Source organism: Streptomyces sp. NPDC002499 (genome assembly GCF_053595415.1).
Map to the genome: position 1 here is coordinate 15201 of NZ_JBSFXO010000014.1, position 19721 is coordinate 34921.

Annotated in this window: 19 protein-coding genes; 6 read left to right on the forward strand and 13 right to left on the reverse strand. The window is 71.6% G+C overall.

Features of this window, described 5'->3' with window-relative positions:
• The first annotated feature begins 29 nt into the window (after positions 1 to 29).
• Complete coding sequence (locus ACWD5F_RS35155) at positions 30 to 2513, forward strand: ATP-dependent Clp protease ATP-binding subunit (protein ID WP_451260366.1); 2484 nt, start codon at positions 30 to 32, stop codon at positions 2511 to 2513.
• Positions 2514 to 2588: 75 nt separating this feature from the next.
• On the opposite strand, the gene ACWD5F_RS35160 is transcribed toward ACWD5F_RS35155, so the two are convergent.
• A complete protein-coding gene (locus tag ACWD5F_RS35160; protein WP_451260367.1) occupies positions 2589 to 3608 on the reverse strand; it encodes an NAD-dependent epimerase/dehydratase family protein in 1020 nt (339 codons plus the stop codon).
• 158 nt (positions 3609 to 3766) lie between these two features.
• Here ACWD5F_RS35160 and ACWD5F_RS35165 point away from each other — a divergent pair, with 158 nt between their 5' ends.
• Positions 3767 to 4327, forward strand: a complete 561-nt coding sequence (locus ACWD5F_RS35165; RefSeq protein ID WP_451260368.1) for a TetR/AcrR family transcriptional regulator — start codon at positions 3767 to 3769, stop codon at positions 4325 to 4327.
• A gap of 36 nt (positions 4328 to 4363) precedes the next feature.
• On the opposite strand, the gene ACWD5F_RS35170 is transcribed toward ACWD5F_RS35165, so the two are convergent.
• From ACWD5F_RS35170 to ACWD5F_RS35180, 3 genes are read right to left on the reverse strand one after another with little or no spacing between them, the layout of a single operon-like run.
• Positions 4364 to 5362 carry an LLM class flavin-dependent oxidoreductase gene (locus tag ACWD5F_RS35170; RefSeq protein ID WP_451260369.1) on the reverse strand — a complete coding sequence of 333 codons (999 nt, stop codon included), beginning with the start codon at positions 5360 to 5362 and terminating at the stop codon, positions 4364 to 4366.
• A 48-nt stretch (positions 5363 to 5410) separates the two neighbouring features.
• Complete coding sequence (locus tag ACWD5F_RS35175; protein ID WP_451260370.1) at positions 5411 to 5854, reverse strand: (2Fe-2S) ferredoxin domain-containing protein; 444 nt, start codon at positions 5852 to 5854, stop codon at positions 5411 to 5413.
• Between the two features lies 1 nt (position 5855).
• Positions 5856 to 6410, reverse strand: coding sequence for a YciI family protein (locus tag ACWD5F_RS35180; RefSeq protein ID WP_451260371.1), 555 nt, complete (start codon positions 6408 to 6410; stop codon positions 5856 to 5858).
• 51 nt (positions 6411 to 6461) lie between these two features.
• Between ACWD5F_RS35180 and ACWD5F_RS35185 the strand changes: the two genes are divergently transcribed.
• The gene (locus ACWD5F_RS35185) at positions 6462 to 6953 is read left to right on the forward strand and encodes a phosphatase domain-containing protein (RefSeq protein ID WP_451260372.1); all 492 of its coding nucleotides are present in this window, start codon (positions 6462 to 6464) and stop codon (positions 6951 to 6953) included.
• 27 nt (positions 6954 to 6980) lie between these two features.
• On the opposite strand, the gene ACWD5F_RS35190 is transcribed toward ACWD5F_RS35185, so the two are convergent.
• The gene (locus ACWD5F_RS35190) at positions 6981 to 7196 is read right to left on the reverse strand and encodes a dodecin (protein WP_123996504.1); all 216 of its coding nucleotides are present in this window, start codon (positions 7194 to 7196) and stop codon (positions 6981 to 6983) included.
• Positions 7197 to 7438: 242 nt separating this feature from the next.
• Here ACWD5F_RS35190 and ACWD5F_RS35195 point away from each other — a divergent pair, with 242 nt between their 5' ends.
• On the forward strand, positions 7439 to 8695 hold the full coding sequence (locus tag ACWD5F_RS35195; protein WP_451260373.1) for an extracellular solute-binding protein: 1257 nt from the start codon (positions 7439 to 7441) through the stop codon (positions 8693 to 8695).
• Between the two features lie 57 nt (positions 8696 to 8752).
• On the opposite strand, the gene egtD is transcribed toward ACWD5F_RS35195, so the two are convergent.
• From egtD to egtA, 4 genes are read right to left on the reverse strand one after another with little or no spacing between them, the layout of a single operon-like run.
• Positions 8753 to 9715, reverse strand: coding sequence for an L-histidine N(alpha)-methyltransferase (gene egtD, locus ACWD5F_RS35200; protein ID WP_451260374.1), 963 nt, complete (start codon positions 9713 to 9715; stop codon positions 8753 to 8755).
• Positions 9712 to 10503 carry an ergothioneine biosynthesis protein EgtC gene (gene egtC / locus ACWD5F_RS35205; RefSeq protein ID WP_451260375.1) on the reverse strand — a complete coding sequence of 264 codons (792 nt, stop codon included), beginning with the start codon at positions 10501 to 10503 and terminating at the stop codon, positions 9712 to 9714. The genes egtD and egtC overlap by 4 nt, the downstream gene beginning before the upstream one ends.
• On the reverse strand, positions 10503 to 11819 hold the full coding sequence (gene egtB / locus ACWD5F_RS35210) for an ergothioneine biosynthesis protein EgtB (protein WP_451260376.1): 1317 nt from the start codon (positions 11817 to 11819) through the stop codon (positions 10503 to 10505). Before egtB ends, egtC begins: the two co-directional genes overlap by 1 nt.
• On the reverse strand, positions 11816 to 13117 hold the full coding sequence (gene egtA / locus ACWD5F_RS35215; RefSeq protein WP_451260377.1) for an ergothioneine biosynthesis glutamate--cysteine ligase EgtA: 1302 nt from the start codon (positions 13115 to 13117) through the stop codon (positions 11816 to 11818). The genes egtB and egtA overlap by 4 nt, the downstream gene beginning before the upstream one ends.
• 292 nt (positions 13118 to 13409) lie before the next feature.
• On the opposite strand from egtA, the gene ACWD5F_RS35220 reads away from it, so the two are divergent.
• Positions 13410 to 14234: a TIGR02452 family protein gene (locus tag ACWD5F_RS35220; RefSeq protein ID WP_451260378.1), complete on the forward strand. Its 825-nt coding sequence runs from the start codon at positions 13410 to 13412 to the stop codon at positions 14232 to 14234.
• Here ACWD5F_RS35220 and ACWD5F_RS35225 read toward each other — a convergent pair.
• The 4 genes from ACWD5F_RS35225 to ACWD5F_RS35240 form a co-directional block, all read right to left on the reverse strand.
• Complete coding sequence (locus tag ACWD5F_RS35225; protein ID WP_451260379.1) at positions 14219 to 14665, reverse strand: type II toxin-antitoxin system PemK/MazF family toxin; 447 nt, start codon at positions 14663 to 14665, stop codon at positions 14219 to 14221. The two genes, ACWD5F_RS35220 and ACWD5F_RS35225, sit on opposite strands and share 16 nt — an antisense overlap.
• Before the next feature lie 99 nt (positions 14666 to 14764).
• A complete protein-coding gene (locus ACWD5F_RS35230; RefSeq protein WP_451260678.1) occupies positions 14765 to 16183 on the reverse strand; it encodes a flotillin family protein in 1419 nt (472 codons plus the stop codon).
• 132 nt (positions 16184 to 16315) lie between these two features.
• On the reverse strand, positions 16316 to 16534 hold the full coding sequence (locus tag ACWD5F_RS35235) for a hypothetical protein (protein ID WP_401711415.1): 219 nt from the start codon (positions 16532 to 16534) through the stop codon (positions 16316 to 16318).
• Between the two features lie 63 nt (positions 16535 to 16597).
• The gene (locus ACWD5F_RS35240; RefSeq protein WP_451260380.1) at positions 16598 to 18022 is read right to left on the reverse strand and encodes an amidase; all 1425 of its coding nucleotides are present in this window, start codon (positions 18020 to 18022) and stop codon (positions 16598 to 16600) included.
• 243 nt (positions 18023 to 18265) lie between these two features.
• Between ACWD5F_RS35240 and ACWD5F_RS35245 the strand changes: the two genes are divergently transcribed.
• Positions 18266 to 19654 carry a glycoside hydrolase family 43 protein gene (locus tag ACWD5F_RS35245; RefSeq protein ID WP_451260381.1) on the forward strand — a complete coding sequence of 463 codons (1389 nt, stop codon included), beginning with the start codon at positions 18266 to 18268 and terminating at the stop codon, positions 19652 to 19654.
• Positions 19655 to 19721: the final 67 nt, after the last annotated feature.

Below are 19721 nucleotides of genomic sequence, written 5' to 3' on the forward strand. Positions count from 1 at the left end.
GCCCATCACCACACGGAAGGTCCGTGGTCATGACCACTCCCGGATTCGGTTTCGGACGCAGCCCCTTCGAGGAATTCGACGAGTTGATGTCCCGGTATTTCGGCGGCTCGGGCCCGGCGGCGCCGTCGCGCCGGGCGCAGCGCGTCGACATCGGCAGCCTGCTCTCCGAACGGGCCCGCGAGCTGGTCGCCCAGGCGCGGGACATCGCCGCCGTCGAGGGCAGCGAGGAACTCGACGCCCGGCATCTGCTGGCCGCCGCCACCGAGCAGGAGTCGACCCGCCGCCTGCTCGCCGAGGCCGGCGCGGATCCCGACCGCATCCGGGAGCGGCTGACCGCCGGTGGGGGCGGCGCCGCCAAGACCGAGCCGGCCACGCTCACCCCGGCCGCCAAGCGGGCGCTGCTCGACGCCTACCGGATCTCCCGCGCCGAGGACTCCTCGTACATCGGCCCCGAACACCTGCTGCGGGCGCTGGCCGCCAACCCCGAGTCGGCCGCAGGCCAGGCCCTCGCGGGCAGCGGCTGGGAGAGCGGCAGGCTCCCCGCCTCGGGGACTGGCGCCGAGCCCGAGCGCAAGCGGCCCAGCAGCACGCCCACGGTCGACGAGTACGGCCGCGATCTCACGGAGGACGCCCGGGCCGGCCGGCTCGACCCCGTGATCGGGCGGGACGAGGAGGTCGAGCAGACCATCGAGGTCCTCTCCCGGCGCAGCAAGAACAACCCCGTCCTGATCGGCGACCCCGGCGTCGGCAAGACCGCGATCGTCGAGGGCATCGCCCAGCGGATCGTGTCCGGCGACGTTCCGAAGACGCTGGAGGGCAAGCGGTTGGTGACCCTGGACCTCGCCGGGATGGTGGCCGGCACCAAGTACCGGGGCGAGTTCGAGGAGCGGCTGAAGAAGGTCCTCGACGAGGTGAGCGAGCACGGCGACGAACTGGTGCTGTTCCTGGACGAGTTGCACACCGTCGTGGGTGCCGGCGGTGGCGGTGACGGCGCCATGGACGCGGGCAACATGCTCAAGCCCGCCCTGGCCCGCGGCCAGTTGCACCTCATCGGCGCCACCACTGTCGACGAGTACCGCAAGTACATCGAGAAGGACTCCGCCCTGGAGCGCCGCTTCGCGCCGATCCTGGTCGGCGAACCGACGGTCGACGACACCATCGAGATCCTGCGCGGCCTGCGCGACCGTTACGAGGCCCACCACCAGGTCCGGATCACCGACGAGGCCGTCGTCGCCGCGGCCGAACTCTCCGACCGTTACATCACCGCCCGTTTCCTGCCCGACAAGGCCATCGATCTGATGGACCAGGCGTCGGCGCGGGTACGGCTGCGCGCCAAGACCCCGCCCGCCGACACCCGCGACATCGAGGACCGGATCGCCGCCCTCAACCGCGAGAAGGACCAGGCGGTCGCCGACGAGGAGTACGAGCGCGCCAAGGAGGTGCGGGACCGGATCAAGGACGCCGAGGCCGAACGGGCGGGCGCGGAACAGGCCGAGGAGCACGCGCCGAAGGTGACCGCCGAGGACATCGCCGAGGTCGTCTCCCGCACCACCGGCATCCCGGTCGCCCAGCTCACCGAGGAGGAGCGGGCCCGGCTGATGAAACTGGAGGAGCACCTCCATGAGCGGGTCGTCGGCCAGGACGAGGCGATCACCGCGGTCGCCCGCGCGGTACGGCGGGCCCGGGCCGGCATGAGCGACCCCAACCGCCCGGTCGGCAGCTTTCTCTTCCTCGGCCCGACCGGCGTCGGCAAGACCGAACTGGCCCGCGCCCTCGCCGCAGCTCTCTTCGGCGACGAGACCCGCATGATCCGCCTGGACATGAGCGAGTTCCAGGAGCGGCACACCGTCTCCCGGTTGGTCGGCGCCCCGCCCGGATACGTCGGTCACGAGGAGGCGGGACAGCTCACCGAGGCGGTGCGCAGGCAGCCGTACGCCGTGCTGCTGCTCGACGAGGTGGAGAAGGCGCACCCCGACGTCTTCAACACCCTGCTCCAACTCCTGGACGACGGACGGCTTACGGACTCCCAGGGCCGTACCGTCGACTTCAAGAACACCGTCGTCATCATGACGTCGAACATCGGCGCCGACCGCATCCTCGCGGCCGGAGTGGACGACTACGCCAAGGTGCGCGAGACCGTACTGCCGGTCCTGAACCAGCACTTCCGCCCGGAGTTCCTCAACCGCATCGACGAGATCATCGTCTTCCGCGGCCTCGACCGCACCCAACTGCGCCGCATCGTCGACCTGTTGCTGGAACACACCCGGCGCCGCCTGCACGCCCAGGACGTCACGTTGGAGGTCACGGACGAGGCAGCCGACGTGCTCGCGAACCTCGGCTACCAACCCGACTTCGGCGCCCGCCCGTTGCGCCGCACCATCCAGCGAGAGGTCGACGACCGGCTCGCGGACCTGCTGCTGTCGGGGGAGTTGAACCCGGGCGACCAAGCGCGGGTGGACGCGGCGGACGGGGAGTTGAAGGTCACCGCGGTCCGGGAGCAGGGCGAGTCCTAGACGACCGGAACGGCGAGTCATGGACGACCGGAACCGGTTCGGCCCTGGACAACCCGGACCGGACCAGGGCCAGTTCTAGACGACCCCGTGCGCGATCAGACTGCGCGCACAGTCCAGCACCGCCTCCCGAGCCGGCCGCGGCTCCCAGCCCAGCACGGTACGGGCCTTCTCCGTGCTGTGGCGGTTGCGGCGGCCCAGGGACGGGGTGATCTCGCGGAGCGACGGGTCGCGGAAGCGGGCCACCAGGCGGACGGCGAAGTCCGGGACCTGCCGCGTGGAGACGCGGCGACCGTCCTCGCCGAGGCCGTCGCGCAGGGTGCGGGCCATGTCCGCCATCCATACGAACTCCCCGGTGGCGAGGAAGCGTTGGCCCGCTGCCGCCGGTGACGTCATCGCCCGGATGTGCACGTCGACGAGGTCGCGGACGTCCACCACCTCCAGGCCGATCCGCGGGACGCCGCTCATCCCGCCGGAGAGCATGCGGGCGACGATGCCGACCGAGCCGAGGTTCTCCGACGTCAGGATCGGCCCGAACACGGCGCCGGGAAGCACGGTGGTCAACTCGGTGGGACCGTCGTAGGTCTCCATGAAGTCCCAGGCCGCACGCTCGGCGAGGGTCTTGGAACGGCGGTAGGGGATGAGCGTCGGATCGTCGGGGTCGGTCCACAGCGTCTCGTCGGTGACGCCCTCGGTGGCGTACGAGGACGGGCTCGCGGCGTTCGCCGCCGACGTCATCACCACGCGTCGCACGCCCGCCGCGGTCGCCGCGCGCAGGACGCGCAGCGCGCCGTCGCGGGCGGGGCCGATGAGGGCGGCGGGGTCGTCGGAGGCGGCGCCCAGCGGTGAGGCGACGTGCAGGACGTGGTCCACGCCCTTGAGGGCCGCCTCCCAGCCCTCGTCCGCCGTCAGGTCGGCGACCGCGAAACTGAGCCGGCCGGCCGGGTCGACGGCGGTCGAGACGGCCTCGGTGACGGACTTCTCGCGTTCCGGGGAACGCACGGTGGTCCGTACGTGGTAGCCGCGCCGAAGCAACTCGGCGACGCACCAGCCGGCGATGTAACCGCTGCCCCCGGTGACCAGAACCAACTCGGGCATGACTGTCCTCCGCGGAATGGGACGGGTAGTGTCAGAATGAAACGGAGGCCCCTCCGCTTCTCCTTCAACGTACCGGAGGCCCCTCCGTTTAGCAATCCGAGCCACCGTCCCAGCCGAGAAGCATGCCGACACCCGAGCCGATTGGACGTCCCGCACCCGTGACCCCGCCGCCCGCGAAACCGACCCGCCGAGACGCGCTCGACAACCGGGAGCGCATCCTGACCGTCGCCCGCCAGACGCTCGGCACCTCCGCCTCCGCGTCCCTCTCGGCGATCGCCCGGCAGGCCGGCGTCGGCATCGGCACGCTCTACCGGCACTTCCCGACCCGCGAGGCGCTCGTCCTGGAGCTGTACCGGCACGACATCCAGCACCTGATCGACCGGGCCCCCGCCCTGCTGACGCAGCACGAGCCCCTGGACGCCCTCCGCCTCTGGTTCGACGAGGTCGCGCACTACGGACGGCTCAAGTTCGGCGTCTCGGAGGTCATCCACGCGGCGACCAACGGCGGCCTCGACGACGAGTACTACGAACCCTTCGTCCACGCCATCGGCGTCCTGCTCGACGCCGGCGCGGCCGACGGCTCCCTCAAGTCGGGGCTCGACCCGGAGGACGTCCTGCTCCAACTCAGCGTCCTGTGGCGGATCGACCCCGAGCGCGACGGCGCCGAGGCGCGGGCGGAACGGATCCTCGCCCTGATCGTGGACGGCCTCAAAGCCTGACCGCCTGACCAGCCGGACCGTTCGATCGCCGGGCCGTCAGCCTTCGAAGATCCGGCCGAGCCTCCGGTACGAGTCCACCAGGGCCGCACGGTCGTAGGTGCTGGTCGTGACGAGCACCTCCTGTGCCCCCGTCTCCTTCAGCACCGTCTCCAGCTCATGAGCCACCTGCTCCTCGGTACCGGCGATGTGGCCGGCCAGCCCGGCCTCGTAGAACCCGCGTTCCTTCGTGGTCATGGTGAGGCCCTCGATCCGCTCGGCGGGCGGCAGGGGCGGGAAGGTGCCGTGGGTGCGGGAGTACGCCATCGACCAGGCCTCCGAGATCAGCAGGCGCCGCGCCTCCTCGGGGGTGGCGGCGACGGCGATCGTGCCGGAGATGACGACGTACGGTTCCGGCGCCCAGGGGGAGGGGTGGAACCGGCTGCGGTAGTGGTCGATGCCGCGCTGCATCTTCTCCCGGCCGCGCAGGTCGCCGATCACCATGGGCAGCCCCGCCTGCGCGGCGATCTCCGCGCCCTCGCCCATCGCGAGGACGAAGGGCGGCACGGTCAGGCCCTCGGACGGGCGAGCGTGGACGCGCGTGGGTGACGTACCGCCGAACCAGCCGAGCAGCTCGGCGAGTTGACCGGCGAAGTCCTCGGCGTCCTCCTTGTCGCGCCCAAGTGCCTTGCGCACGCCGTCGGTGAAGCCCACGGACCGGCCCAGGCCCATGTCGATCCGCCCCGGGAAGAGCGACTCCAGCACCCCGAACTGCTCGGCCACCACCAGGGGTTGATGGTTCGGCAGCATCACGCCGCCGGTGCCCACCCGGATGCTCCGCGTGGCACTCGCGACGGCGGCCGCGAGGACCGTCGGCGCCGACCCGGCGACCCCGGGCACGCCGTGATGCTCGGACACCCAGAACCGGTGGTACCCGAAGGCCTCGACCTCCCGGGCCAACGCCACGGTGTCCCGCAGCGCCGCCCCGTCCCGATGCCCCTCGCGGGTGCGGGACCGGTCGAGGACGGAGAACCGTACGCCTTCGAATGCAGAGGTCACATGGTGTTCAACGCCCTGGGCGCCAGAGGATTCCCGGGGGTGTGTCGCTCACCGTCGTCCCGTACGCGCGCGTGCTCCCCGCGGCGGCCGGACGAACTGCAGCTCGAGGGTGACCGGCGGCTCGGCCAGGCCCGGTCCGCCCGCCGCCGCCCAGCTCACGATCTCCTCCGTGCAGTCGTCGTCCATGGCGAAGCCGACCCAGGTGGCCCGGCCGCCGGCCCGGCGCCCCGCCGCCGACGGCTGGACGACGATGACGTTCGCTTGGTCGCAGGGGCCCAGGCAGTCGGTCGTGCGCACCTGGAAACCGTGCTCGGCAGCGGCGGCGCGCAACCGGTCCAGCTGTCCGACGTGGTCGGTGCCGGGGTGCTTGCGCGGGTCGCCGCAGCAGCAGCCCCGGCACACGACGAGTGTGCAGGGGCGCTGCCGGGCGACGCCGATCAGGTGTGTACGGGGGGAGGGGAGCGAGGCGGGTATGGGAGCAGCGCGATCCATGCTACGAACGCCCTCCGCGGCTCCAGCGCTGTGCGACGAAGGGTACGGGCCGGCCGGTGACGCGGTGGGTGTAGGGCTGGATGATGCCCGGTGCCTCGTCCGGGAGGGCCCTCACGGTGGCCACCACCCCCGTGGTGTTCGACCCGTAGTCGTCGACGAGGAGCGCCAGGAAGGACAGGCGGTCGTCCTTGAGGCGCGGGGCGCTGTCGTCGGCGCTGCGGGGCTGCGGGGGCCAGTGGGCCGTGATCAGGGCGTGCGGGATGTTCCGGTCGGCCTCGCCCTCGACCAGCACGAGCGCCCGGGTCACCGTGACCTCCCGGTACAGGCCCGCCTGCCAGAACGGCTCCTCGGTCGCGAACCGTTCCACGCTCGCGCGGTCGGTCATGTCGACGACATGGACGCTTCCGGTGTGCTCGGAGCCGTCCTCGGACAGGGTGGGTCCGCGGAGTATCAGCCGGTCGGCGAAGCCGTCCATGTACGACCAGTGCGCCTCGGCGAGACTGTCCAACTCGGCGCCCACATCGGGCTCGTCCTGCGCGTGAACGTAGAAGACCATGCGCAGACCGTACCGACTCCGCGCGCCCCGAAGCTGACTAGGGTTGATCACGTGACCGACAGCAGCGGACGGCCCCTCGCCGTGTTCGACGTGGACAACACCCTTGCCGATACGGCTCATCGGCAGCGCTTCCTGGAACGGAGCCCGCGGGACTGGGACGCGTTCTTCACCGCGGCGCCGCACGATCCACCCATTCCGGAGGGTGTCGCGCTGGCGTTGACGAGCGCCGAGGAGTGCGAGGTCGTCTATCTGACCGGGCGACCCGAGCGCTGCCGGCGCGACACGCTCGCCTGGCTCGCCGCGCACGGGCTGCCCGAGGGGCGGGTCCACATGCGGCGCAACGACGACCGCAGGCCGGCTCGCCGCACCAAGCTGGAGGTGCTGCGCCGGCTCGCCCGCACCCGAACGGTCCAGGTGTTCGTGGACGACGACGAGTTGGTGTGCGAGGAGGCCCGGCGCGCCGGCTTCAGGGTCGTTCGCGCCCGCTGGACCGCCCCCTCCGACGCCCTGAACGCGGTGCAGGAGAAGGACGGGCGGACCTGAGCCGCACCAGGTTGACGGAGAGCGGCCTCAGTCCGACTCGTCCAGGCGGAAGCCGACCTTGAGGCCCACCTGCCAGTGCGCGATGTCCCCGTCCTCGATCTGGCCGCGCACCTGCGTCACCTCGAACCAGTCGAGGTTGCGCAGGGTCTGTGAGGCACGGCCGACGCCGTTGCGAATGGCCTGATCGATCCCCTCGTGCGAGGTCCCCACGATCTCGGTGACCCGGTAGGTGTGATTCGACATGCGGGTGCTCCTCTCCGTGCGTCCGTGATGAACGGAACGTCACGTGTGTCACGCGTCACTCCACCGTGCCCCAAGCTGCGGCGGAGCGCGAGACGTCCGGCCGGTCGAACCGTTACCTCTTGACGTCCGCATTGGTCCATACCAAACTCCTGCACACCCGTACGAGCTCTGCGCTCGTCCCCCCATGTCGGGCCCGTTCCCCCTGTCCGCAGACAGTTGTCGTCAGACAGAACAGGACCCTCGTGAGACGCCGCAGCCTGCTCACCCTCGCCCCGCTCGGTCTCGTCAGCGCCTGCGGACTCGTGCCCGGTGGCGCGAGCGACCGGCGTTCCGTCCAGGTCTGGCTGATGAAGGACAGCGCCTCGGCGGACTTCGTGCGCGACTTCACCGCCGAGTTCGAGCGCGCCCACGACAACCTCCGGCTCGACATCCGCATCCAGGAATGGACCGGCATCGGCGACAAGGTGCAGGCCGCGCTCGACAAGGACACCGGCGACGGACCCGACGTCATCGAGGTCGGCAACACCCAGGTCTCGCAGTACGTGGAGCGGGACCGGCTGCTCGACCTGACACTGGAGTCGAGGCTGCACTGGGGCAGCCGCGACTGGCTGCCCGGCCTCGCCGAGCCGGGGCAGTTCATCGGCCACCAGTACGGGATCCCCTGGTACGCCGCCAACCGCGTCGTCATCTACCGCAAGGACCTGTTCCAGCAGGCGGGCGTCAAGGCGCCGCCGCGCACCCGGGACGACTGGCTCGACCTCACCGAACAGCTCAACTCCGGCGGCAACCAGGGCATTTACCTCGCCGGACAGGACTGGTACACCCTGGCCGGCTTCATCTGGGAGGAGGGCGGCGAACTCGCGGACGACGGCGACGGCGGTGGCTGGCGGGGCACGCTGGACACCCCGGCGGCCCTGCGCGGGATGGACTTCTACCGGCGTCTCCAGGCGCTCGGCAAGGGGCCGGTCGACGCCGACGAGGAACACCCCCCACAGGCGGGCGAGTTCGCCAAGGGCAAGGTCGCCCAGATCATCGCCGTCCCCGGGCTCGCCCGGACCGTGGTCCAGCAGAACCCGGAACTCGAAGGCAAGTTGGGCTTCTTCCCCGTCCCCGGCAGAACGGCCGGCCGGCCCGGCGCCGTCTTCACCGGCGGCTCCGACCTCGTCGTACCGAACAACACGCACGACCAGGACGGTGCCGTCGCCGTCGTCGCGGCCCTCGCCGGCGCGAAGTGGAACACCCGGCTGGCCGAGGCGATGAACTACGTGCCCAACAAGAAGTCCCTCGCCCAGGCCGTCGCCGACGAGCAGGGGGTCGCCGCCATGGCGGCCGGAGCCGCGCGAGGGCGGGCGACCCCCAGTACGGCTCAATGGGGTGCCGTGGAGGCGGACAACCCCATCAAGGCGTACATGACCAAGGTGCTCGGCGGGGCCGACCCGGCCACGGAGGCCAAGCGGGCGTCCCGGCAGATCACCGAGACGCTCAACACCATCGACTGACCGACACTCGGACGACGGGGGCCGGCCGCTCAGCGCGCCGCGCTCAGTGACAGCGCCTCAGGTCGCCACGCTCAGCGACAGCGCGAAGCGGCCCCCGTCGTCCGTCCACCAGCGGGCCAACTCCAGCCCGGCCGTAGACAGTTCGGTACGCACACCCTCCTTCCGGAACTTCGCCGAGATCTCGGTGCGCAGCTCCTCGTCGACGCCGAAGTCGACGGCCAGGTCGAGCGCGGGGATCTTCACGGTCTGCTCGGCGCGCGAGCGCAGCCGCATCTCGATCCACTCGTTCTCCGAGTCCCACAGCGCGACATGGTCGAAGGCGTCGAGATGGAAGTCGGCGTCCAGCTCGCGGTTGACCACGGTCAGGACATTCTTGTTGAACGCGGCCGTCACCCCGGCCGCGTCGTCGTACGCCCGGACCAGCACTCCCTCGTCCTTGACCAGATCCGTGCCGAGCAGCAGCGCATCACCCGGTGACAGCAGCGAGCGGATCGCGGCGAGGAACACGGCCCGTTCGGCGGGCAGCAGATTGCCGATCGTGCCGCCGAGGAACGCCACCAGCCGGGGCCCCGGCGCGTCCGGCAGCGTCAGCGCGGCGGTGAAGTCGGCGATCAGCGCGTGCACTCGGAGCCCGGGGCGCTCGGCGATCAGCGCCTGGCCTGCCTGGGTGAGCGCGCTCTCGCTGACGTCGACCGGGATGTACGTGTCGAGGCCGGTCAGCGCGTCGAGCAGGTAGCGCGTCTTCTCCGAGGAACCGGAGCCGAGTTCGACGAGGGTGCGCGCCCCGGTCGCCTCGGCGATCTCCCCGGAGCGGGCGATCAGGATCTCCCGCTCGGCGCGCGTCGGGTAGTACTCGGGCAGCTCGGTGATCTGCTCGAACAGGTCGCTGCCGTGCGCGTCGTAGAACCACTTCGGCGGCAGCGTCTTGGGACTGTCGGTGAGGCCGCGCTGGACGTCGGCGCGCAGCGCGGCCTCGGTGGCGTCCTCGGGCAGGGTGCGGGTGAGAAGGAAGGGACTCACGAACGCGGCTCCTTCGACGGTGCGGGAGCCGGCGTGTCGTTCGGCTCCTTGAGGGGGGTGAGCAGCACCTCGGTGCGGCTCGCCGAGAGCAGGGTGCGGTCGGGGACCTCCTGCCACCGGGTGTCGTCGTCGTAGGGCTCGGACGCCACGACGACGCTGTGGCCGGGCCGGGCGAGGTACCAGAGGGTGTCGCCCCAGGCGGTCGCGGCGATGGTCGCGCCGTCGGTGAGCAGCAGGTTCAGCCGGGACCCCGGAGCCGCCGCGGCGATCTCCGGAACCGCGTCGGTCAGTGCCTGGCCCATGGAATCGCCGCCGCGCAGCCGGGCGAGCACCAACTCCCATACGAGAGCGGAGTCGTTGCGTGCCTCGAGCGACAGCAGATCGACCGCGGGCAGGTTCCGCGCCAGCGGCGCGAGCGAACCCGGCCAGCCCTTGACGGCGCCGTTGTGGCTGAACAGCCAGGGCCCCGCGGCGAACGGCGCCGCCGCGGCCTCCCCGTCCGCACCCGGCACGGTCGCGTCCCGCACGGCGGCCAGCAGGGCCCCCGCACGGACCACCCGGGCCAGATCGGCGAAGGACAGGTCGGCCCAGATCGGCCCGGCCCGCCGGTACCGGGCCGGCATCGGGTCCCCGTCGGCGTACCAACCGACTCCGAAACCGTCGGCGTTGACGGTCCCGTACCGTTGCCGCCGCGGCTCCCACGACTGCCGGTACAGGCTGTGCGCCGGCTCCACCAGGAGTCGCCCGAGCGGCTCCGGCGGCCCCACGTACGCCAGGTGACGGCACATCAGACGTCTCCCGTGCGGGCCGTGCGGAACCCGGAGAAGATCTGCCGCCGGATCGGGTAGTCCCAGTTGCGGAACGTGCCCCGGCAGGCGACCTCGTCCACGGCGAACGAACCGCCGCGCAGCACCTTGTACTCCGGCCCGAAGAACACCTCCGAGTACTCCTTGTACGGGAACGCCACGAACCCCGGATAGGGGGTCAGGTCGCTGGCGGTCCACTCCCACACATCGCCGATCAACTGCCGTACCCCGAGCGGCGACTCGCCCGCCGGATAGCTGCCCGCCGGAGCCGGGCGCAGATGCCGCTGGCCCAGGTTGGCGTGCTCGGGCGCCGGATCCGCGTCGCCCCACGGATAGCGCATGGTGCGCTCGCCCGCCGGGTCGTAGCGGGCCGCCTTCTCCCACTCGGCCTCGGCGGGCAGCCGGCGCCCGGCCCAGCGGGCGTACGCGTCGGCCTCGTACCAGCTCACGTGCAGCACCGGCTCGTTCGGCGGCACCACCTCGGTGACCCCGAAGCGGCGCCGCAGCCACTGCTTGCCGTCCCGGCGCCAGAACAGCGGGGCGTACACGGAGTTGCGGCGGATGTGCGCCCAGCCCTCGGGCGCCCACCAGCGCTCGGTGTCGTAGCCGCCGTCCTCGATGAACGCCTGGTAGGCGCCGTTGGTGACGGGGGTCGTGTCGATGTAGAAGGGCGCCACCTCGCGCCGGTGCGCGGGGCGTTCGTTGTCCAGCGCCCACGGCTCGTCGGAGGTGCCCATGGTGAACGGGCCGCCGGGGACGAGGACTTCGGCCGGCCCGGTGAACAGCGGGACCGGGTCCGGGTCCGGGGCGGTCAGGGCCTGCGGGCCCGTGCGGAGCTGATGGGTGATCAGCATCGTCTCGTCGTGCTGCTGTTCGTGCTGCGCGACCATCCCGAAGGCGAAGCCCGCCTCCGTGAGCCGCGTGCCGTGGAAGTCGGCGCTCTCCAGCACGTCCATCACCCGCCCGCGCACCTCGGCCGCGTAGCTGCGTGCCTCGGCGGGCGGCAGCAGCGGCAGCGAGGGGCGTTCGGAGCGGGGATGCTCGAAGGCGTCGTACAGGCCGTCGATCTCGGGACGCATCGCCTCGCGCCCGGCGACGGCCCGCAGCAGCCACAGCTCCTCCTGGTTGCCGATGTGCGCCAGGTCCCACACCAGGGGCGACATCAGCGGCGAGTGCTGGGCGGTCAGGTCCGGGTCCTCCACGCAGCTGGTCAGCAGCGTGGTGCGCTCCCGGGCGGTGGTCAGGGTGGTGAGTGCCCGTTCCCGGAGCGACTCGGCATCGGGGGCGGGGTCGGTCATGTGCGGATGTCCTTCCCGAGGGCGCGGCTGTCCGTGCCGCGCAGGCGGTCGAGCAGGTCGTCGGCGGGGCAACGGCCCTGGACGACATAGCGGTTGAGATACGCGGCCACCGCGTCCGTGACGGAGGCGTCGGCGCCCAGCCGGGGCAGGGCCTCGAGGGCCGCCACGAAGCAGGTCACCGCCGCCTCCCGCAGCTCCGGGTCGGCCAGGCCGTACCGGGCCGCGTCCAGCCACAGCGGGTTGTGCGGCGCGGGCCGCCCCACGGCACGCTCGGCCAGCGGCTTCACCGTGCGGTAGGCGGTCTCGGCGGCCTCCGGGTCGTCGAAGAGCGCCGCGGTCACGGCGAGCGGCACGATCCAGCCGTCGTCGCCGGGCTGCGCGTCGATCATGCGCAGCTCCAGATGACCGCGCGGCCTGACCGGCGGGAACAGCGTCGAGATGTGGTAGTCGAGGTCCTCCCTGGTCGGCGGCCTCGGCGCCCCCGACCTGGTCCACTCCCGGAAGGTCAGCCCCTCCGGTACGTCCCACGGCCCCTCGCCCCGCCGTACGCACATCACCGGCGCGTCCAGGACGTGCCGGGCCCAGGACTCGCGCGGTTCGCCGTCCAGCGCGGGCCCGCCCGCACGGCCCGGGCCGATCTCCGTCCACACCAGTTGCCGGGTGGAGCGCCAGCCCGTGGGCCGGCGGGTGGCGAGCGGGGAGTTGGCGAATGCGGCCACCAGGACCGCGCCCAGCTGGTGCGCCAGCCACCAGCGCCGCCCGAGACCGAGCGGTCCCGGCTCCTCGTGCCCGGCGTCCAGGCAGACCTGTACGGAGGCCGTGGTGCACATCATGGCGCGGCCCGCCGGGCCCGCACGGTCCAGGCAGGCCTCCATGGCGTCGTAGCGCGGCTCGTGCAGGAACCGGCGTGGAGAGTGCCATGGGTCCTGGCCGACGCCGACAAGGCCGAGATCGTGCTCGGCGAGAGCCGAGCGGACGGCGTCGAGGTCGGCGGAGACGGTGGCGATGCACTCCGTCAGCGAGGCGGCGGGCGGCGAGCTGAGTTCCAGCTGGCCGCCGGGCTCCACGGTGAGCGCCGACTTCAGGGGAACGGTCCGCAGCGAGGCGTAGGCCGCTTCGAGCCGTTCGGGTGTCACGGGGAGCTGCGGGATGCGCAGCTCGTGGACGAGCCATTCCACTTCGACCCCGATGGTGCGGGGCGGGCCGGTCTTGAAGCAGATGCCCCGTACCAGGGCCTCCACCTCGGCCTCGGTGACTGCGGAGCGGTTCTCCGTACAGTCACTCACCGAATCGGACATATCAGGATCCCTCCTGGAGATTCCACCATGCCACCACCCCGGCGGAGAGGCCCTCCGGGAGGCGGCGCTCGTCCCAGCCAAAACCCTCGCGCCGAATCGCACAAGGGTGCGTAGTGGCACGTTCCGGCTCGGTAATCTTTCCCTTCCGGCTGTTTGCTGAGGCTTTCCTGGGCGTTTGCGGGAACGGGAAAACTCCGTTGCGGAGCACCACCGGCATCACCGACGATTCGTCCATGAGTACGACGGGGGAACGCGCACGGCACGCGAGGATGGCGCCCACGGGGGTGGCGCCATGAGCGCGCGCCTGCGCGGTCTCGCCCAGCAGACCGAGCAGATCGTGGCGGCCGGTTCGTACCGGGCGTCCGACGGACGCGAGGTGTCCCTGGCCGCGCCGATCGAGGCGGCCCGGGCCGGCACGCGGATGTACGGGCCGGAGCCCGTACAGGTGCCCCCGGGCGCGCCGGTCGACACCTTCTTCGAGGTGACCGGCGAGAGCAGCCTGGAGGCCGCCCGCAGGCTCGGCGGCGACGCGGCCGTCCTGAACTTCGCCTCGGCCCGCAATCCGGGCGGCGGTTTCCTGAACGGCGCCCAGGCGCAGGAGGAGGCCCTGTGCCGTGCCTCCGCGCTGTACACCTGCCTGCTTCAGGCCCGGGAGTTCTACGACCATCACCGCGCCGACCGCGACCCGTTCTACACGGACCGCGTCATCCACTCACCGGCCGTCCCCGTCTTCCGCGACGACCGCGGCGGCCTGCTGGACGAGCCGTACACGACAGGCTTCCTGACCGCCGCGGCACCGAACGCGGGCGTCATCAAGCAGCGGGCACCCGAGCGGACCGCCGACCTGCCGGCCGCCCTCGCGACCCGCGCCGAGCGGGTCCTCGAGACGGCCGCCGCCCAGGGCTACCGGCGCCTGGTTCTCGGCGCCTGGGGCTGCGGGGTCTTCCAGAACGACCCGGCGCAGGTGGCGGGCGCCTTCCGCACGCTGCTCGGCCCCGACGGCCGGTTCGCGGGGACCTTCGAGCACGTGGTCTTCGGAATCCTGGACCGCACGCCGGGGCATGCGGTCCGAGCGGCTTTCGTACGGGCTTTTCCGGAGCGTCAGCTCCAGCCGTAGCGCTCCGCCAGCCGGTTGCGTACGAGGTTGAACCGGCCGCGGTCCAGCGCGCAGGCCTCGCGGCGCATGCCCTGCTCGTGCAGGCGCAGCACCCGGTCGACGTCGACCCACGAGTCCCGTCCGGAGTTGTCCCACGGTCCGCTGCCGATCGCCACCCACTCGCGGTCGCCGTCGTGCCGCTTGCTGGAGAGCTGTACGGCCAGCAGCGTGCCGGCGGCCTCGCGGGCGACGACGAGCACGGGACGGTCCTTGCCGCGGCCGTCGTTCTCCTCAAAGGGCACCCAGGTCCAGACGATCTCCCCCGGGTCGGGGTCGCCGTCGTGCGCGGGGGCGTACTCGGTGCGGACGCGGCCCACCTTGCGGGCATCGGCCTCGGTGGTGGCAGTCGGGCCGGAACGGCCGGGAACGTTCTCATCGGTATGCGCAGTCACGGAGGCAGCGTAGAGGGGCCCTCCGTGAAGAGGGCCCCCGGGCACGCTGTCGGGATCACGATCGCGCCGCTCACCCGCCCCCGTTCCCCTGCGCCTCCCTTATGCCTCCTTGTCCACCGGCACCTTCTGCGCCGGCGGTGTGGTGCCGCCGTTCAGGGCCGAAGTCCCGTTCGGGGCCTGCCCGTTCTGGTTCATCGTGGCGAGCAGCTGCCGGGCCAGGCCGAGCCCGGTGCCGCCCATGGTGAGCGCCTTGGCGAGCATGTCGGCCAGGCCGTCCGCCCCGTTGAGGACGACCATGTTGTCGACGTTGCCGAAGGCGGACGCGCCCGCCCGCACGATCTCCGGCCAGTTCTCGGCGAGTTGCTGGGCGACCACGGCCTCCTGGTTCTCGGCGAGGGCCGCGGCCCTCGCCTTGATGGCCTCCGCCTTGGCGAGCCCCTTGGCCCTGGTGGCCTCGGCCGCCGCGAGACCCTTCGCCTGCACGGCGGCCGCCTCGGCCTCACCGGTCGCCCTGACCCGGGTCGCCTCGGCGGCGGCCGCCAGTTCCGTCTCCCTCGCCTTGGCCTCGGCCCCCGAGATCCGGGCGTCGCGCTCGCCCTCGGCGAGGGTGCGCTTCTCGTAGGCCTTCGCGTCCGCCGGCTTGCGGACGTCCACCTGGAGCTGCTGTTCCCGCCGCTGCGCCTCGAGTTCGGCGACCCGGGTCTCCTGGACCACGACCTGCTGTCGGGCCGCCGCGTCCGCGAGCGGACCGGCCTGCCGCGCCTCCGCCGCCGCCTTGTCCCGCTCGGCCTGGTAGCCGGCCTGGAGGATCTCGCTGTCGCGGGTGGCCTCCGCCATCCGCGCGAACGAGGCCTGCTCCGCCTCCGTGGCCCGCCGGTTCGCCTCCGCCTGCGCGATCCGAGCGTCCCGCTGCACGGCCGCCGCGTGCGGCATCGCCAGGTTCTTGATGTACCCCGTCGGGTCCTCGATCTCGTGGATCTGCAGCGAGTCCACGATTAAACCCAGCTTCTCCATCTCCGTACCGCAGGCGGCCCGGGTCTGCCCGGTGAGCTTGTCCCGGTCGCGGATCATGTCCTCGACCGTCAACCCGCCCACGATGGACCGGACATGACCGGCGAAGACGTTGTGCACCCGCTCCGACATCAACTTCTGCTGATCGAGGAAACGACGGCCCGCGTTGGCGATCGACACGAAGTCGTCGCCGACCTTGAAGATGACCACGCCCCGCACCTTGAGCGGAATGCCCTGGGAGGTCACGCAGTCCACGTGCAGTTCTGTCTCGTTCAGGTCGAGGGAGAGCTTGCGCACCGCTTGCACGCCGGGCAGCACCAGCGTGCCGCGCCCCGTGACGATGCGGAATCCCATGCCCGGCTCAAGGCCTTCGGTACGGTGTTTGGAGCCCGAGATGATGAGTGCCTCGTTCGGCTCCGCGACCCGCCACATCGACTTGAACAGACCGATAAGTACGAGAACGGCGACAACCGCCACCCCCGCAACGACGCCGACAACCATCGGCAACGCCCCCTTTTGATGGTGCACTTGAAGCACCGAACGAAGGGAGTGTGCGCCTGTCCCGCGCAAGGGAGAAGACGACGGCCTTTCCTTGTTGCCATCTTGACGCGTAACGCTCTCACCTGGGGCGGAGCACGCTCAACTGTCGTACGCGGCTGTTACGTAGACCGTCCTGGGCGGCAGATGCTCGACGACCATGACGACCGTGCCCTGCTCGATCCGGTCGGTCCCCGTGGCGGCGTACGCGAGGAAGTGCTCGGCCCCGCCGCGCACCCGGACGATCACCTCGCCGACGAGCCCGGGGCCCACCGTCCCGGTGACCCGCCCCATGAGCCCGACCAACGACACATCGTCCATGGTCACAGGGTACGGGCAGGCCACGGGGGACGGACCCGGCCACACGGAACGGCCCCAACTCGCCTATACGGCAGGGGAGTCCGTGTGCGCCTCCTGCGGCGGCCACGCCTCGTGCCAGCGCAGCTCCGCCTCCAGTTGCGCGGCGAGCGAGATCAGCAGCGGCTCGGAACCCGCCGGTCCGAGCAACTGCGCGCCGACGGGCAGCCCGCCCTCGACGAACCCGGCCGGGACGTTGACCCCGGGCCAGCCCAGCACGTTCCACGGCCACGCGTAGGGACAGGCGGCGACCATCGCGCGGTCCGTCGCGAATCCGCTCAGCGGCAGCATCGCGCCGACGCGCGGTGGGGGAGCTGCCGTGGTCGGCGCGAGGATCACGTCGTACGACCCGAAGAACCCGCCGATACGGCGGTGCTGGACCGTCTCCGCGCGCCGGGCCGCCCGCAGTGGCGCTCCGCCGAGCAGTCGGCCCAGCCGGGCGGCGTCGCGGGTGCGGCGGTCCAGGAGCGCGGGGTGCGGCGCCTCGCGGACGCGTTCGGCGAGGCCGACGGTGGCGCGGGGGAGGAAGGCGAGCCCGATCTGGCCGTACGGGGGGTCGGCCTCCTCGACGATGTGCCCCAACGCGCTGATGCGCTCGGCGAGTTGGAGCACCCGGGCGCGTACCTCCGGTCGGAGGCGGGCGGGCAGGGCGGTGAAGGGCGGTTTGAGGGAGAGGGCGATGCGCAGCCGCCCGGGTTCGCGTGCCGCGGCCTCGGAGGCGTTGATGGTCTCCGGCCGGTGCGGGTCGCGCGCGTGGTTGCCGCTCGCCGCGTCGAGCAGCAGGGCCGCGTCGGCGACCGTGCGGGCGAGTGTGCCGTTGACGGTGATGCCCTGGAAGGACTCGCCGCGCGGCCAGGTGGAGATGCGGCCGCGCTGTGGCTTGATGCCGACGAGGTGGGTCCAGGAGGCGGGGATCCGTACCGATCCGGCGCCGTCCGAGCCGAGCGCGGCGGGCACGAGACCGGCGGCGACGGCGGCGGCCGACCCGCCCGAGGAGCCGCCGGGGGAGTGCTCCGGGTGCCAGGGGTTGCGGGTCGCGCCGAACGCGGGCCCCTCGGTGAAGGGCCACTGGCCCAGCTCGCAGGTGTTGGTCTTGCCGATGACGACGGCGCCGGCCGCCCGCAACCGCCGTACGGCTTCGCCGTCTTGAGCGGCCGGTGGGAATTCGCCCGCGCAGCCGAACGCGGTCGGCTCGCCGGCCACGTCCGTGTCGTCCTTGACGGCCACCGGCACACCGAGCAGCGGCTTGCGCACCCCGGCGGCCAACTCCTTGTCGGCGGCGTCGGCTTCGGCGAGCGCGGCCGAACTCCGCACGATTCGGAAGGCGTTGAGAGTCGGCTGCGTGGCCTCGATCCGGGCCAGCGCCTGCTCGACCAGCGTCCGGGCGGTCACCTCCCCGGCGGCCAGCGCACGGGCGGACTCGGCGAGGCCTGCGGAACGGTCGGGCGTCATGGGGGCACCTCCGGAAGCGCGGCGCGGTCTACCGAACAGTAACGTCCGATGCGGCGGGGTGGTGCGAGTTGCGGTACGGGATGTCGAACGTCCTCTGTGTCGCGCGGAGTTGAAGGTGCAACACAGGATTCACACAGACGACATCCAGCCATGCTCAATCCATTGACGTGCACCTGCCCCACCCTTACCTTCTGACCGACTTACCGAACTGTGTTCGAAATAGCGGACATAATGGAGCCGTCCATGTCGCACAGCCCCGCCACTCCCTCCCGCCGCACCCTGCTGCGCGCGATGGCCGCCCTGCCCGCCTCGGCGCTGGTCCTGGGCGAAGTCCCCGGTCTGCTCGGCACGGCCCTGGCCGCCGCCCCGGCGAGCGGCTCCGCGACGCGGTACACCATCGTGCCGTTCCTGAACAGCAACGACGGGACGGTGAACGTCTACCAGTCCGACGACGCCACCGACTTCCGGCTCCTGAAGGCCTCCGCCTACACGCCGCCCAGCAACAGGATCCGCGACGCGAGCGTCTTCAAGCACACCGACGGCTACTACTACGTCACCTACACCACGCACACCTGGCAGGACGTCTCCACCACCATCGGCTTCGCACGCAGCGCCGACCGGGCCAACTGGACGTTCCTGTACGACTACACGGTCCCGATCAGCGGCCTGTCCCGGGCGTGGGCGCCGGAGTGGTTCGTCGACAGCGACGGCAGCGTGAACGTCATCGTGTCCTGCTCGCTCACCAGCGACGAGTGGATCTTCACGCCGTACCGGCTCAGGGCCACCAACTCGGCGCTCACGGCCTGGAGTTCACCGGTCGCCCTGTCCGGCATCGGCGCCAACCACATCGACACGTACATCGTGAAGGTCGGCTCGACCTACCACGCCTTCACCAAGAACGAGACGGCGAAGTACATCGAGTACGGCACGGCCTCCAGCCTCAACGGCCCCTACACGATCTCGAGGACCGGCGACTGGGCCGGCTGGGGCAGCTACCGCGAGGGCCCGTCGGTCGTCCAACTCGACAACGGCGCCTGGCGGATCTTCTTCGACGGGTACGGCGACGGCACGTACTACTACAGCGACAGCTACGACACGTTCGCCACGTGGTCCGCCCCGAAGGCCCTTCCGTCCGTGTCCGGCACGGCCCGCCACTTCACGGTCATCAAGGAGACGGTCTCGGGCGGCCCGACCCTCGCCACGAACGTCTCCCGCTCCCTCCGGTCCGCCAACTACACCACCCGCTACTGGCAGGAACAGTCCGCCCTGCTCAACCTCCCCGTGGTCACCGCCGCCGGCACCACCGCCGAAAAGCAGGCATCCACCTTCACGGTCGTCCCCGGCCTGACGGACTCCAACGCCTTCTCCTTCCGCGACTCCGCCGGCAACTACCTCCGCCACTACGACTTCCGCGCCCGCTTCGACGCCAACGACGGCACATCGACGTTCGCCAAGGACGCCACGTTCACAGCCCGCACGGGCACGACATCGACCGCCGTCCGCTTCGAGTCGTACAACTACCCCGGGTACTACCTGCGGCACTACAACTACCAACTACGCGTGGAACTGACGGACGGAACAGACTTGTTCAGGTCGGACAGCTCGTTCGTACCGGTGACCGCCTGGGCGTGACCTGCACCCTTGTGGACCGAGCCCGATGATGTGGGCCGTTAATGGATCACTGGCCAGGGGTAGGGCA